At 67.6% G+C, this 16452-nt stretch carries 2 protein-coding genes; both read right to left on the bottom strand.

Annotated features, from left to right (window positions below):
• Positions 1-29: 29 nt before the first annotated feature.
• Complete coding sequence (locus tag CEK69_RS04780) at positions 30-821, bottom strand: hypothetical protein (protein WP_226975039.1); 792 nt, start codon at positions 819-821, stop codon at positions 30-32.
• Positions 818-16447 carry a hemagglutinin repeat-containing protein gene (locus CEK69_RS04775; RefSeq protein ID WP_152244184.1) on the bottom strand — a complete coding sequence of 5210 codons (15630 nt, stop codon included), beginning with the start codon at positions 16445-16447 and terminating at the stop codon, positions 818-820. Before CEK69_RS04775 ends, CEK69_RS04780 begins: the two co-directional genes overlap by 4 nt.
• Positions 16448-16452 lie beyond the last annotated feature (5 nt).

Genomic DNA, 16452 nt, shown 5'->3' with positions numbered 1-16452 from the left:
TTGATACATTCTATTAATTAGTTGCAAAACTATTCTTCTAATTTAACAAATTCAGGCTTTTTAACCTTCGGCATATTTTCATAAGCCTTCAACACTGTCGATAGAGGGCTTAAACTTTGATCCTTATCCCAATACACTATCTTTAGCCACGTCGCCGCACGTATGAACTGACCGCCTCCAAGCCATTTCTCCTGCAAATGCGTCCGCAATATTTTTAGACCCGCCTTAAATAAATCCTCATCTGAGAACTTTTGCATTCCTGTCTTGTGAAGACATAGTGCATAAGCAAAGTCGGCCGGTTTTATCACCTTGGAGAGCAACATGGGGGCATGCATCTCCTTCCATCTCTCATACATCTCGATCGCCGCTTGAAATTCGCCGCACTGACAGGCAAACGCCATATAGTCGTCCAAACCATGCTGGAGGACTTCTTTCACCGACCAAGGGCGCTCTTTGTAGTACCAACGAGCTTCCTCTGAGACGCGCGCTACATCCCACAAGCGCGTATTATTATTACTCTTTTCCAGCCACTCTCCAATAGCACGCCCCCAATGCAACGTGGTCCTGTGCATATTTGGATCACGCCCAAAACGCTTTTCTTCCTTGCTCTCAATCGCACTATTTATCCATTGATTAGCAGAGTGAATGATAGGTCCTACCTCCTGATGAAGGCCTACCAACCATGCATTCACAACTATTGATATTTTACCAACCGCTATATTCCCTATTGGCGCTCCCTCCTCAACATCAGTCTTTAGATAAAATTTAAGCATTCCAGGCCCAAAACCATTGACCCTTAACTTAACCGGATCAAAAATCATTTCCGCCCTCCGCTAATAACTTGACCATTTTGAAATTTAACTATTGTCGAATTTGTCGCGGAACCGGATCCAACTGTATTGGAGGTAAAATTTCTACTATCTAAATTTTGGATCGCCTTTTCCTTTATTTCATCAGGCAAATTAGATTTAATGATATCCATCCTAGCACCCTCAACCGCCTTATTTAAAGCAGTTGAATCTTCCGAAAAAGTAGGCGAAGAACCAACTCTACTTGAGCTACTACGAAACTTATTATCCCACAAAGTAACCTCGCCTGTTGCTACATTTACGGAAACAACATCGGCACCATGCGCACCAACGGCATCACCATATTTGACTACAACTTGATCCGGCAGATTAGCAACAGTATTAGCCAAACGCAGTTCTTCCACATAACCATTCTGATGCGAATTTGCAATGTTTGGATTATTGGAACTCAACAACTTTGGCGTATAATCCAAGCCTGCAGCAGGATCAGGCAGACGATAATCCAGGTCGACGCCATTAGTTGTTCTAGTCTGAAGTGGCACATCGTTGGCGCGCTCATTAATTCGCTGATGGAAGTAATTTGCCCAAGCGTTTGTATTATTCTGTCCTATACGATTCAGGGACCCGATCTCATCATCAACAACTGCGCTAATCGGCGGTAGATTTTTTATGGGCAATGCATCGATAGATGTTTGACCGAAAATAGGTGATATGCCGGTCTTCGGCAGCACGAAAGAGGAGCCAATCTCAGCTAGCTGCCCAACGGTAAATGTCAATGCATCGCGAGTCCTATCACTCGCTCCGAAATAGCTTGCGCCGATGTAAGCTAAGCCCGCCGCTACACTGTTCCCGAGCGTATCGAGAATTGCCATATTGCTTGAGAACTGCAGGCCGCTAGGAGTCAAGCTCTCATTCGGAGCGGTGTTGTAATACAGGCCTGACTTGTTTCGCGCGTCAACAAACGCTTGTTCATTGCTGCTCTTGTCGTGCCCGAATAGCGTGTCTCTCCAAGTGAAATTTGCATCGCCATACGCGCGCTCGTCTGCGCTCAAACCCGCATACGGAAATCCATAATTTGGATTCGAGCCATTTTTGATGAGTCCCCACGCTGCGTCGGCGCCATTCTGTGCCGCATATGCGCCGAGATAGATCCGCAGATCCTGCGTCTGTGCTGGGGTTAGTTGCTCTCCCGAACGATACTTCTGCAACAAACCATCGCTGACTTGGTCGCTGACATCGAGGATGACGAGATCTCTTGCTTCCTGCGCGGTCAGTTCGCCCGACTTGGCCTTTGCACGAAGCGCCTCAAGCTGCTTCTTTTGCTCATCACCTAGGAAATTATTCTCAACGGCATTCTTGGCGACCGTGCTTCCCACCGCCGCGTCACTCAAGCTCCCGCCCGTCATTCCACCGACCAACGCACCGACCGCCTGCGACAACGCCAGGATCGTCTGCTTGTCCTGCTCGGATAGATCGCTCGGCTTGGTGTCGGCGCCATAGAGCGTCTTGGTCAGGTATTGCGCTGCAGCTTCGCCACCCGCTCCAGTAAGTGCACCGCCTACGGCGGAACTTCCATTTGCCTCGGCCAACACCGCACCCAGCAGCGCGTGCGACAGCAACTGCAGCGACTTGTTCGGATCGCTGCCATGGTTGGCGTCGAAGGTCTGCCCGATCAGTTGCGCCGCATACGGTGCCAGCGCATTACTCGCCACCTGCGTGCCGCTCTGACCGGACACGCCACCGACCAGTGCAGTGGTAACTGCCTGCAAGGCACGGTTGTATTCGCCACCCGTGCCCCATTGCTTTTCTTTGGCGTAAGCGTCGCTGTAAGCCGTGCTCTGACTAAGCAGCACGTTCTGCTGCGCCGTCGCATCCAGCTTTGCGAATGCCTCTTGCTCATCGCTATTGAGGCCTTTCAGGTAGGCATCGCGCGCCTCGGCAGTCTTTTGTGCCGCGTTGGCTGCGATGTCACCTGCCACCTGCCGGCTGGTCTCCAGCACCGTCCCGGCTGCCGCGCCCATCGCCTGCTGCTCGGCCAGTACCTTGCGCACGTCCGGCAGCGTCGCCAGCGCTTCGTTCGCCTTGCTGGCATCGGTGTTGATGCCCGTCTCAGCCGCCGTGGTGCGCTTGCCGCCGATCGTGATGTTGCCTTCGGTCAACGTGGCGCGCGTGGTCGTGCTGTCGTTGCCGCTCTGGGACATCGGCAGTCCGCCGCCCAGCCCGCCGCTGTTGGCTGCGCCATAGTTCCCATTGGCGATGTTGCTGCCGATGTTCTTGGCCTGGTCGCCCGCGCTCACTGCCACCGGGTTGCCGTTGGCATCGGTGGCCGGCGTGCCGCTACTACCGAACCCGCCAGCGAGACTGCCGGAGCTGGCCGAGTAGCCCATCCGGTTCTGCAGGTCGCTGAAGGTCAGCGAGTTGGCAGTCAGGTCGCTGTTGTCCGCATTGGTGCTGGCGATCGCGCCGCCGATCAGGTTCACGTTGCCCGCGTCGACGTGGTAGCCGCCCTTGCCGGCGAACAGGCCCGATTGCTCGGTCACGCCGGTGGAGGTGCCGTTGGCCTTGGCCGTGCTGGCGTAGCCGCTGGCATCCCACGCGGTACCAAAGGACACCTGGATGCGGCCGCCATAGCCGCTCTCCTTGGACTGGATGTTCGAGGTGTCCTGCAGCGACTCGATGGTCAGGTCGCCGCCGGTCTGCACATCGATGCGGTCGGCCTTGGCTACTGCGCCACGCAACGTGGTATCGCCCTTCGAGGTAAGGGAGATGTTCTGCGCCGCCAGCTCCGTGTTCTTCCATGTCGCGCTGTCGGCGTTGGAGGAATGGCTGCCGACGCTGGCCTGCACATAGGCATAGACGCCGGTCTGCGCGCCGACCGAGGCGCCCACACCCACTTCCAATCCGGCGTTGCTGCCCTTGCTCTGTTCCGAGCCCGAGGACTTGCCTGCTTCCAGTACCAGGTCGCGTGCCGCATCCAGGCTCAGGGTGTCGCCGGCCTTCAGGTTGCCCTGCACCACATGCAGGTCGCCGCTTGTGCTGGTCAGGCTGACGTTGCCGCCGCCGCTGATGGTCGAACCTTGCGCGGTCTGGCTGCCGGCCTTGTACTTCTCCGTACTGGTGGCGTAGCCCACGCCCGCTTCCACGCTGACCAGCGCGCCGCTGCCACCGTTTTGCGCGATGCTGCTGATCGCACTGGCGGTCTGATAGCCGTTGGCCACTGCCGCCATGCCCTGCATCGCCGACAGCCTGCCGTCGGAGTTGCGTGCCGCATCGACGTTGTTGATCAGGTCGATCAGTGGCGATTTCACCCGCGCGAACGCGCCGATTTTCAGCGTGTCGTCCTGCGAGGACGCGGCGTGGCTGTCGTTGGCGGTGAGCAACTGGATCGACGCGGCAGTCACGTCCACGTCTTTGGCCGCGACCACGTTGCTGGCGCTCTGCGTATAGGTGCCGCCCGCACTCAGATTGACGTTGCCGCCCAGGCTGCCGACGCTGCTGGCCACCTGCGTCACCGTGGCGTTGTCGTCGCGGTGCTTCTCGGTGTGATAACCGGAGAAGCGCTCGGTGTCGGAGATGACTACCGTGCCGATCGCCTTGTTGTCCGAGACGTTGGCGTTGCCGGCGGTGTCCTGCCCACTCTGGATGGTCAGGTCGCCGGCGGCGTGCATGGTTACATCGCCCTGTGCCGCGATGTTGCTCGCGGTCAGCGTGATGTCGCCCTGGGTCGTGCTCAGGTTGGCGTTGCCGCCCACCGACAGTTGCGTGCCGGTGATGGTGTCGGTCTGGCCGTTGCCGTTGCCCTTCTGGTTGTAGTTGCCGAACGGCAGGCCCGCCGCATTGTTGAAGCTCCAGCCCTTGCCGCGGCTGTCGTTGCCGCTGGACTCGGTGGTATGCGCCACGCCCAGGTCGATGTTCTGGCTCGCCAGCAACAGCGCGTTGCCCTCGGCCGACAGTTGCGTGCCCTGGCTGGTGATCGAGCCGTCGCTGGCGAGCAGGGTCAGGTTGCCGCCGGCGCTGACCTGGCTCACCCGCGCGGTGCTGGTGCTGTCGTTCTGGTTGGCGTTGGAGCGGTGCGAACCGGCCTGGATCACCACCGGCGTCAGCGCGGCCGCGGTGCCGGCCGTATCGCCCTCGGCGCGCCGGCTGAGCTTGCCCATGGTCGAGCCGCTGTCGGGCATGTTGCTGGTCGCCGAATCGCGTGCGCTGCGATACGCCGCGGCCGGGTCGTAGGTCACGCCGATGGAGAAGCCGCTGGACTTGCTCGACTGATTGGACTGGTTGTCCACCGTGTCCTGTGCCGCGAGCAGCGCGATGTCCTTGGCCGCCAGGGTCAGGTCCTTGCCAGCGGCGACGTCGGAGGCACCGATGGTCAGTTGATCGCCGGCACTGATCAGCAGATTGCCGTTCTTGGCACCGACCGCCGAGGCCACCTGGGTGGTGCTCTCGGTGCTGCTGTCGCTGCTGCTGCGCGACTTGCCGTAGCCAAGGCTGGCCACGCCGCCGGAGAAGCTGGCGCTGAAGCCGGATTTCTTCTGGGCGCTGCTGTGCGCCTCGCTGCTCTGGTCCTGCGCCGAGACGATAGCCACATCGTTGCCGGCCACCAGACGCGCGTCCTGCTGGGCCAGCACGGTCGAGCCGACCACGGCGATGTCGTTGCCTGCCTTGATCTGCACGCTGCCAGCGTCCAGCGAGGTGCCGACGGCCAGGCTGTCGTGCCACTCGTCATGCGTCGTCGTGGTCTTGCTGGACAGGAAGCCCTTTTTCTTCTTCTGCATGTCCTGCACGGCGTCGTGCTGCTCCTGCTCGGCGAGCAGGTTGACGTCGTTGCCGGCGGACACGGCCAAGGCCCCCTTGTCGGTGAACACGTTGGCCGCGGTCAGGTTCACGTCGTGGCCGGACTGCAGGGCGATGTCGCCGCCGGCGGTGAACTCGCTGCCGTGGACGGTCTCGTCGCGGGTGCTGGTGGTCTGCTTGAAGCGCTTGCGCGTCTCCAGGGTGGTGCTGCTGTCGACCGTGGTCAGCGTGGTGCTGTTGAGGTCGTTGCCGGCGATCACCGCGAGACCGTTGCCAGCATCGAGCTTGGCGGCGGTCAGGTTGACGTCGTGGCCGGCGCTGAGCACCAGGTTGCCGCCGGCGGTGAGTGCCTGCTGGTCGATGTCCTGGGTGGTCGTGGTGGTGACGACCTTGGTCTTGCCCTGGCGGCTCTGGTCGGTGACGGTGCGGCTGTCGCCCAGCACCGAGGTCACGTTGAGATCGTGCCCGGCCGCGGCGATCAGGTTGCCATCGGCCTTGACCTGCGCCTGGCTGATGGTGAGGTCGTTGCCGGCGGCCAGTTGCAGGCTGCCGCCGGTGGCGATGCTGGTACGCACCGTGACCTTGCCGTTGGCGTCGGTGACCGGGGTCAGCGACAGGTCGTGCCCGGCCTGCAGGGCGGCGTTGCCGCCGGCGGCGATCGCTACGCCGTGCAATTGCAGGTCGTTGCCGGCCTGCAGGGACAGGTTGTTGCCGACGGTCAGGCTGGTGCCATCGCCGCCGCGGGTCAGGCCGGACTCGTTGCGCAGGGCGGTCGGCTGCAGCGTGAGGTTGTTGCCCGCCAGCAGCGCGGCGCTGTTGCCGGCCTGCACGGTGGTGCCGGTGAGGCTGAGGTCGCGGCCGGCCTGCAGCAGCAGGTTGTTGCCGGCAGTGATGCCCGAACGCAGGTCGCCGCCGGCGAGGGCGTCGCGGATGGTGCTGGTGAGGTCGCGACCGGCGCTGAGCAGCACGTCGCGGCCGGCGATCTGGCCGCCGAGGTTGAGCAGGTCCTGATTGGCCTGCAACGCCACCGTGCCGCTGGACACGATGCGGCCCTGGTTGAGCAGGTTACCGGCGGTGGCGCTGACATTGGCGCCGCCGATGGTGCCGGTGTTGCTCAGGCCGGCCGTGGCGTTGAGCGAGACGTCGCCGTTGTCGCTGGCCAGCAGCGCGCCGTCGCTGCGCAGGGTCAGCGCCGTCTTCGACGCCAGGTACACCACCGGCACCAGCACCTTCTGGCCCTGGTATTCCTGTTCCACCATCCACACGATGTCGTGGGTCAGCGCGGCGACCTGGTCGGCGGTCAGCGCCACGCCCACGCTCAGGTGCAGGGTGCCGGCCTCGGCGACGCCGCCATCGAGCAGCGCGCGGTACTGGGCCACGCCGTCGGCGTAGTTGCCCAGGTAGCGGCGGCCGGTGAGCTGGGTGATCTGGTCCAGGACCAGGCGCTGTTCGTAGAAGCCGTCGCCCAGGCGGGTCTGGGTCCACTGCGGATCCACACCGAGCTTGTCGAGCAGGTAATCGCTGCTGATGAAATTGTTGTAGTCGACGAAGCGCGGATCGGTTTCGATCAGGTAGCGACGGCCGGGGGCGCTGTTATTGGCCTTGACCCCGCCCAGGCCGTTGGCGGCGCGACCCAGCGTGTTGACGCTGGCGCCGTTGCTGCCGACCAGGCGGTACAGCCCGCCCATCGGCAGCACGATGTTGCCCAACGGCGCGCCGACGCCACCGACCACCTGCGGCACTTGGCCGGTACCTGGGTCGATCTGCTGGTACTGGCCGGGAACGCTGCCGGCGGTCAGCACCGCCTGCGCGGTGCCGGCCTGGACCTGGCTGCGGCTGCCGCTGCCGGCGCCGCCGAGCTGGGCCTGCACGCCGCTGGCCTGGACCTGGGACGCAGTGACGCTGCTGCCGTCTGCCAGGGTGGCCTGGCCGTCGTCGATGCGGATGGCACCCAGGCTGGCGGTGGCGATGCGGTTGCCGACGTTGGCCTTGGTCGGCGTCGCAGCGGTCTGCGCCTGCACGGCGATACCGCCGGCGCCGTCGGCGCTCATCGTGCCGTACCGGTTCAGGGCTCCGCCTTGGGTGGCGTTGAAGGCGGCGCCGCCGATGCTGCGGCCGTCGCTGCCGACTGCGCCGTTGCTGATGGTGGCGCCGCTGATGGAGACACCCTGGCCGCCGGTCATGTTGGCGGCGAGGGCGATGTAGCTGGAGTCGACCGTTGTGGTCGACAGCACGTTGTTCTCGCGGTTGTAGCCGCAGATCGGACTCTTGCGTGCGTTGGGTCCGGAGACTTGCGTCATCGCACAGTCGTCGATGTACGCGATGACCTTGTGCTCGACATCGCGCTGTACCACTTGCTGCTTCAACGCCAGCGCCTGGTTCGCCACAGACTCGCTGCCAGTGACCATGCCGTCGTACAGGCCAGCGACACCGCGTTGATTGACCATCAGCGCACCAGCGGCGGCAATCGTCGAGGCGTTGTTGGTCACGCTGCCGGAAAGGGCGATGTTGCCGCCCGCCGCGATGCGCCCTTCGGCGCTGGCCGCGATCAACCGCTCGCGTTGTTCGACCGAGTACTCTCGGTAGACGCCGGGGCTTGGCCCTTGGTAAGGGACGCGAATGTAGTAGGGCTGGTTGGGATAGATGATCCCTCTGCCTTCGATCAGTTCGCTCGGCATCGCCGCATTGGCCGCTGCCTTGTCCGCATCCGATAGCGGGCCGGTCTGCGTACTCAGCACCCGTCGCCGATTGTTGATCTGGTTCGCCGCAATCAGGATGCTGCCATCGGCCTCGATGCTGCCGGAGACGTTGTCCAGCGTGCCGGTGCGCGCGGTGAGCGTGCCGTTGCCGTCGCGCGCGGCGCCGATGGCGATGTTGCCCAGGCTGAAGATCTTCGCATCGCGGTTGACCAACTGGTCGCGCACCAGCAGGGTCATGCCGCTGGTGGCGCCGATCAGCGCGCTGCCGTAGGCGGCGTTGTCGGTGGCGCCGCCCAGGTCGGCGCCGTTGACCAGGGTGCCGGTGTCCACCAGCACGTTGCCGCCGACCAGGCTGCCGGTGTTGGACACCGACCCCGCGGTGACCTGCAGGTTGCCGCTGGCGGAGAGGTCGCCGGCGTTGGTGACGCTGCCGCCGGTGTTCAACTGCACGTTGCCCGAGCGCATGCTGGCGCCGGCCACGTTGTTGATGCTGCTGGCATTGATGCCCAGGCTGCGTCCGGCCTGCAGCGCCGAGGCGTTGACGAAGTTGCCGCCCACCGCCAGGCGGAAGTCGCCGTTGCTGGTGATGTCGGCACCGGCGCGATGGGTGTAATCGCTGCGGATGGTCAGGTCGAGCAGGTTCTGGCCGAGGATGCTGCCGCCGCCGTCGAAGCCGACGGTGTCGATCACCACGTCGCCCGCGCCGCCGGCGCCGCTGCCGGCGCCGATCTGCCCGCCGCTGTTGCTCAGGCTCTGCAGGGTCAGGCGCACCGCCTGTTCGGCCTTGATCCTGCCGTTGCGGTTGTGGAGCGTGGCGCCGCTCCGCTGCAACAGCATGCTGGCGCCGGCGTAGACGCTGCCGCCCTGGTTGTCGAGCGCATTGGTGTTGGCGACCAGGTCGCCGCCGGCCACCAGTTGCCCGCTGCCGTTGGCGATGCTGGCGGCGTCGAGCACGACGCTGCCGCGCCCGCCCAGGCTGCCGCCGACGTTGCGCAGGTCGCCGCCGGTGGTGAGCCGGGTCAGGCCGCCGCCGTTGTTGACGACGCTGCCCTGGCTGTTGTCGATGCGGCCGCCGGACAGGGTCATGGCGTTGCCGCTGTCGAGCTGGCCGCCGCTGTTGAGCAGCGCCCCGGTGACGGCGACGCTGAGGTCGCGGGCGGCGCCGATGCGGCCGCTCTGGTGATTGTCGAGCTGGCCGCGCGCGGTCAACGCCAGGTCGCGCCCGGCTTGCAAGGTACCGCCACTGTTGCTCGCGTTCTCCGCGTTCAGCGTCAGATCGGTGCTGGCGCCGATCACGCCCGCGTCGTTGTTCAACGTATGCGCCAGATCCACGCGCAGGTCGCCACCCGCACCACCGCTGCTCAGCGCCTGCATGGTGCCGCCGCGGTTTTCGAGGCTGTCGGCGCGCAATACCAGGCTGCCGCCGGTGGCCTGCACCACGCCGAGGCGATTGTCGAGCGCGCCGTTGCCCAGTTGCACATTCAAGCCGCGTGCGGACACGCTGCCGCCGATGTTGCCCAGGCCGGCCGCGGTGACGCTGGCATCGCCGGCGGCGGCGATGGCGCCGCCCTGGTTATCGAGCGTGTTGCCGGTGCTGAGCTGCAGCTGGCCCTGGGTGAGGATGCGACCGCCGGCATTGCCGAGGGCGCCGCTGCTGCTGACCGTGAGCGTGCCGCTGCCGGCGTGTTCGATGCGCCCTTGCGCGTTGTTGATCGACGCCGCGCCCAGTTGCAGGTCGCCGCCGTTGCTGACCAGGCGGCCGCTGCCATTGTCGAACGCGCCGGTGACGGCGATACGGGTGGTGCCGCTGCCGCTCTGCACCAGGCTGCCGCTGCCGTTGCGCAGCGTCGCCGCGCCCAGGTCCAGGCCCGCCGCCTGCAGCGTGCCGCCGACGCCGTTGAGCGCGCTGTTGTCCAGCGCGCCACCGGCGCGCACGGTGAGCAGGCCGCCGGCCAGCAGGTCGGCGCCGCGATGGTCGACGTCGCCGCTGGCGGTCAGCGTGGCGTTGCCGCCGACGCGGGCGGTGCTGCCGGCCAGCGCGAGTTGCGCGGCATCGGCGGCGAGGTTGCCGGCGGCGATCAGGCGGCCGCTGGCGCTGAGCGTGCCATCGGCATGCAGGGTCAGCGCGCCACTGTTGCCGAGGCTGCCATCGGCGCGCACGCCGGCCGCGGCCACGCCGCCGATGGAGACGTTGCCGCCGCTCAGGCGCAGGTTGCCGCTGGACAGGGTCTGCCCGGCGTTGTCGATGCGCTGGCCCTGCAGCGCGACGTCCGCGCCACTGACGGTGCCGTGCTGGAGCACGCTGGCGTCGCTGCCGAGCACGACCTGGTTGGCGTTGAGGGTGCCGGTCACGGTCAGGTCGCCGTGCGCCTGCAGTTGCAGCGTAGTCGCCGCGCTCAAGGCGCCGCTCTGGTTGAGCGCGCCGCCGGCCTGTGCGCTGAACCCGCCGGCTGAGGCCAGGGTGCCGCCCAGGTTCAGATCGCCCTGGCTGACCAGGGCCACGTCGCCGGTTTCGCTGCCGAGCTGGCCGCTGCTGGCGACGCTGGCTGCCTGCACACGCAAGGCGCTGCCGGCGATCAGGTCGCCGCGGTTGTCGACGGCGCCATTGGCGGTCAGCGCCAGGCGCTGCACGCCGTAGCTGCGCCCGGTCTGCTGCAGCGAACCGACGTCCAACTGCAGGCGCTGGCGCGCACGCAGCGCGCCGGCGTTGCTGAGCAGGCCGCTCACGGTGAAGGTGGCGTTGCCGAGGGCGGCAAGAGTGCCGCTGCCGCTGTTGGTGGCACTGGCGGCGGTGAGGCTCAGGTCGCTGCCGGCGACCAGCTGGGCGGCGTTGGTGAGCGCGCCGGTGGCACGCAGGTCGATGGTCGATGCGGCCTGCACCAGGCCGCCGAGGACGAGATCGCCCGTGCTGGTCATCGCCAGGGTGGTGCCGGCGTCGACGGTGCCCTGGCTGTCGATGGCCGCGCCGTTCAATTGCAGCGCGCCGGCGCTGTGCAGCACGCTCTGGCTGCCGCCGCGCAGGGTGCCGCCGGCCTGCAGGGTGGCGTCCCGGCCGGCGCTGACGCTGCCGTTCACCTGCAGGTCGCGCTGCGCCTGCGCTTGCAGTTCCTGTGTGGTGGCGAGTTGCCCGCCCAGCGACAGGTCGCGCGCGGCGCGCAGCTCCAGCGCCTGCGCGCTGAGCGTGCCGGTCTGCAGCAGATCGCCCTGCGCTTGCGCGCTGAGTCCGCTGGCGGCGGCGACGGTGCCGCCCAGCGTCAGGTCGCCCTGGCTGGTCAGCGCCACCTGGCCGCTCTGGCTGCCGAGCTGGCCGGTGCTGGCGATGCGCGCGGCGTCGAGCTGCAGGTCGCGCTTGGCGATCAGCTCGCCCTGGCTGTCGATGGCGCCGCTGGCGCGCAGGCTCAGCGTGTCGCCGGCGTAGGCCTGGCCGCTGTGTTGCAGGTCGCCGACCTGCAGGGTCATGGCCTGGCCGGACTGCAGGGTGCCGGCGTTGGCGAGGGTGCCGGCAGTGGTGAGGGCCAGCGCGCCCTTCGCGGCGAGGCTGCCGCCTTGGGCATTGGCGATGCCGGAAGCGGCGACGCTGAGGTCGCGGCCGGCCAGCACTTGCGCGGCATTGGTCAGCTGGGTGCCAGCGGTGAGCGCGACGTCGCGCCCGGCCTGGGCCACGCCGGCCACGGCCAGGGCGCCATCGCTGCGCAGCGCCAGATCGGTGGCGGCGTCGAGCGTGCCGCGGCTGTCGAGGCTGCCGCCTTGCAGGGTGATGGCGCCGGCCGTGCTCTGCAGCACCGCCGCATTGCCGGTGGCGACGCTGGCGCCTTGCAGTTGCAGATCGCCGCTGGTCAGGGCCTGACCATCGATGCGCAGCGCGCGCTGCGCCTGCAGCGTGGCGTTGGTCGCGCTCTGCAACGCACCGGCGACGCCGACATCGCGCCCGCTCAGGGCGATCGCGCGCGCCTTGGCCACGCCATCCAGGCGCAGGTCGCCCAGCGCGGTGGCGTTCAAGGCCTGCGCGGCGATCACGCTGCCGCCCAATTGCAGGTCGCCCTGGCTGGTGAGCGTGACCTGTCCGTTCTGGCTGCCGAGCTGGCCGCTGCTGCTGAGGCTGCCCACGTCCACCAGCAGGTCGCCACCGGCGATCACGTTGCCTCGGTTGTCCATCGCGCCGCTGCTGCGCAGCGTCAGCGCCTGGCCGGTGGAGAGCGTGCCGCTGTGCTGCAGACTGCCCGCCTGCAGTTGCAGCGATTGTTCGCCGCGCAGCAGGCCGGCGTTGTCGAGCAATCCATCGACGTGCAGATCCAGCCCGCGGCCGGCGGCCAGCGTGCCGGCAGCGCGGTTGACCGCGCTCGCCGCTTGCACCTGCAGATCGCGCCCGGCCACCACGCGGGCGCTGTTGTCGAACGCACCGGCGGCGGTCAGCAGCACATCGTTGCCGCCCTGGGCGATGCCGGCCAGGCGCAACGCGTCCTGGCTGTGCAGGGTCAGGTCGGTGCCGGCGTCGAGCGCGCCCTGGCTGTCGATGCTGCCGCCGTCCACGGCGATGGCCGCGGTGCTCTGCAGCACCGCGGCGCTGCCGGTGCCGACGCTGGCGCCGCGCAGCTGCACGTTGCCGCCGGCCAGCGCCTGCCCGTCCAGTTGCAGCGCGCGCAGCGCCTGCGCCTGCAGGGTCGACGCACTTTGCACCGTGCCGGCCATGCTCAGATCGCGCCCCGCCTCCAGCTGCACGGACTGCGCCTTGCTGGTACCGCCGTGGAGCAGATCGCCCGCCGCCTGCAGATGCAGCGCGGTGCCGGCGATCTGGGTGCCGGTCACTTGCAGATCGCCGGCGCTGACGACGCCGAGCTGTCCATCCTGGCTGCCGAGCTGGCCGCTGCTGGCCACGCTGCCGGCGCTGATCGCCACATCGTGCTTGCCGATCAAGTCACCGCTGTTGGTCAGTGCGGTGGCCGCCTGCACGGTCAACGTATCGCCGGCATAGCTGCGGCCCGTCTGTTGCAGGCTGCCGACGGTCAATTTCGCGGCCTGGCCGGCCTGTACCAGGCCGGCGTTGTCGACGTTGCCCTGCACGTTGGCGTCGAGCGTCGTCTGCGCGAGCCACTGGCCTTGCGCCTGGTTGCTGGCGCTGGCCGCGGTGAGCTGCAGCGCGCGCCCGGCGAACACCTTGGCCTGGTTGTCGAGGGTGCCGTCGGCCAGCACCGCCACGTCGCGCCCGGCCTGGGCGAGGCCGGCCAGGTGCATGTCGCCCGTGCTGTGCAGGCGCAGATCGGTGCCCGCGTCCAACGCACCTTGGCTGTCCAGCGCGGCGGTGTCCACCTGCAGGGCGGTGGCGCTCTGCAGGATGGCGCCGTTCCCCAACGCGACGCTGGCGGCGTTGACGCCGACCGCGCCGCTCGCGCTGGCCTGGCCGTCCACGCGCAGCGCACGTTGCGCCTGCAGTTGCAGGGCGTCGGTGCTCTGCACCGTGCCGGCCACGCCCAGGCTGCCCGCAGCAGCGAGCTGCACGCCGGCCGCACGCAGGCTGCCGCGCTGCTGCAGATCGCCCAGCGCCTGCGCGTTCAAGGCGCCGGCGGCCACGACCACGCCGTCGAGTTGCATGTCGCCGCGGCTGTTCAGCACGACCTGGCCGCGCTGGCTGCCGAGCTGGCCGCTGCTGGCGAGACTGCCCACATCGAGCTGCACGGCGTCACCGCCGACCAGATCGCCCTGGTTGGCGACGGCGCCATCGACGGTCAGCGTCAGCGTCGTGCCGGCATTGGCCGAGCCGGTCTGCGCGAGGCTGCCGGCGCGCAGGCCGAGCGCACCACCGGCGTACAGGTGGCCGTCGTTGGACAGCACGGTCGCACTGCTCAGGCTGGCATCGCCCAGGGCCGACAGGCTGGCGCCAGCGGCGTTGCTCAGGCTGACGGCGTTGGCGCTGAGCGCGCCGCCGGCCACCACCTGGGCCTGGTTCTGCAGCGCCCCGGCGCTGCTCAGCGCGAGGTCGCCACGCGACTGCACGGTGCCGGCCAGCGACAGGTCGCCGGCGCTGCGCAGCGCCAGGGTGGTGCCGGCATCGAGCACGCCGGCCTGGGCGATGCTGGCGCCATCCAGCGCCAGTGCGCCGCCGCTCTGCACCTGCCCACTCTGCAGCAATGCGCCCTGCGCATGCAGCGTGGCATTGCCGCCAGCCGCCAGGGTGGCGCTGCTGCGCAACTGGCCATCGGCACTCAGCTGCAGATCGCCATCGGTGCGCACCACACCGTCCAGCGTGGCGTCGCCCACCGCGTGCAGTTGCGCGCGGCCCGCGCCCAGGGTGCCCGATTGCAGCAAGGCGCCGCCGGCCTGCGCGGTCAGCGCGCCCTTCGCCGCCACCTGCCCGGCCAGGGCCAGGTCGCCGCCGCTGCGCAGGGCGACGTCGCCGCCCTGGCTGCCGAGTTCGCCGCTGCTGCGCAGTTGCGCCGCGTCCACGCGCAGCGCCGCGCCGGCCACCAGGCTGCCGCTGTTGTTCAGCGCCGCCGTGCTGGCGAGCGTGGCGTTGCGCCCGGCGTAGCTGCCGCCGGAGTTGCCGACGCTGGCCGCGTCGATGCGCAGGTCGCGTCCGGCATACAGGGTGCCGGCGTTGTCCAGCGCGCCCGGCGTCGCCAGCGCGACGTCGCCACCGGCCGAGACCACCGCACCGGCCGCATTGCCGATCGCCGCCGCGCCCAGGTCCAGGCGCCCGCCGGCACTGAGCTGGCCGAGCGTGTCCAGGCGTCCGCCGGCCTGCACGCTGGCGTCCTGCCAGGATTGCGCGAGGCCGGACAGGCGCATGTCGGTGTCGCTGCGCAGGCTGAGGCCGGCGCCGGCGTCGAGCACGCCGGCCGCATCGATCCGCGCCGCCTGCACCGCCAGACTGCCGGCGCTCTGCACGGTGCCGGCACGCTGCAGCCAGGCCGCGCCGGCCTGCAGCTGCGCCGCGCCCCCGGCGTAGGCGCTGCCGCTGCTGCGCAATTCGCCGGTGGCACTCAGCGCCAGATCGCCGGCGCTGTACAGGCTGCCGCCGGCATCCAGCTCCGAACCGAACAGGGTGATGCCGCCGGCGCTGCTGCGCCCGCTGTGCGCCAGCGCGCCGCTGGCCGCGGCATCGAGCAGGCCATGGGCGATGGTGTCGCCGCTCAGCGCCAATTGCGCGGCGCGCAGGCGCACGCCGGCCTGCTGCGAGCCCAGAACGCCCTGCTGGCTCAGTGCGCCGGCCGCGCGCAGGTCGACGTCGTCGCGGGCCACCGCGGTGCCGGCCAGGCTTAGCTGGCCGGCGCTGTCGATCTGCAGGCTGCCGCTCTGCGCGGACAGGGTGCCGCGGCTGACCACGCCCACACCGGCCTCGGTGGCGATCAGGCGGATGCGGTCGGCGTACATGCCGCCCAGGTACGCCACGTCGATACCGATCGCCGGCGGTGCGCCGTCGCTGCCCGGCAGCACCTCCAGCAGCATGCCGTCGTAGCCGATGCGCTGCGCACCGGCGCTGGCCAGCAGATCCTTGGCCCACACCGAGCCATTCACGCTCAACTGCCGCGACAGCAGGTCCAGGCGGTCGACGTTGTACGCGTCCAGGCCGTTGCTGCCGATGCTCAGCGCACCGCCGGTGATGGAAAACCCGTTCAAGGCGCCGTCGGCGCCGAGCAGCGGCGTGCCGGTGGCCAGGGTGACGCGCGAGGTGTTGAGGAAGCCGCAGCCGTCGCAGACGATGCCGTTGGGATTGGCGATCACCAGCTGCGCCTTGGCCCCGGCGATCTCGGTATAGCCCTGCAGGCGGCTGGTGGTGGAGGTGACTTCGTTGAGGATCAGCGTGGCCGCGCCGCTGTTCTTCAGGTTGTCGTTGCCGGCGATGTAGCCGCCGAGTTCGGTCTTGGAGATCTGCGCGCTGTTGTTGAGGATCAGGCCGTTGCTGCCGACGTCGAAGCGCGAATAGCGGTTGTGCGAGACGCCGCGCGCGTTGGGGGCGACGATGTCGACCACCGGCACGCCGTTGGCGGCGGCCTGCTGGCCGGGCTGGCGTCCGTCCGGATTGGCGACCGGTGCGACCTGCGCGTACAGCGGCAGCGAGGTCCAGGTGACGGTGCAGCACAACAGCGCGGCCAGGCCGCGCTTGAGCGGCTCGAGCAGGCGGTGGTGGCGGTCGTCGGTACGGTCCATGTGCA

This window comes from Xanthomonas sp. LMG 12462 (genome assembly GCF_009192885.1).
GTDB classification, from domain to species: domain Bacteria; phylum Pseudomonadota; class Gammaproteobacteria; order Xanthomonadales; family Xanthomonadaceae; genus Xanthomonas_A; species Xanthomonas_A sontii.
Note: the sequence above shows the minus strand (reverse complement) of the source record. Positions and strands in the feature narration are given on the sequence as shown.

Coding starts and splice junctions, on each gene's coding strand:
- CEK69_RS04780 (WP_226975039.1), bottom strand. CDS start 821: ATGATTTTTGATCCGGTTAAGTTAAGGGTCAATGGTTTTGGGCCTGGA.
- CEK69_RS04775 (WP_152244184.1), bottom strand. CDS start 16,447: ATGGACCGTACCGACGACCGCCACCACCGCCTGCTCGAGCCGCTCAAG.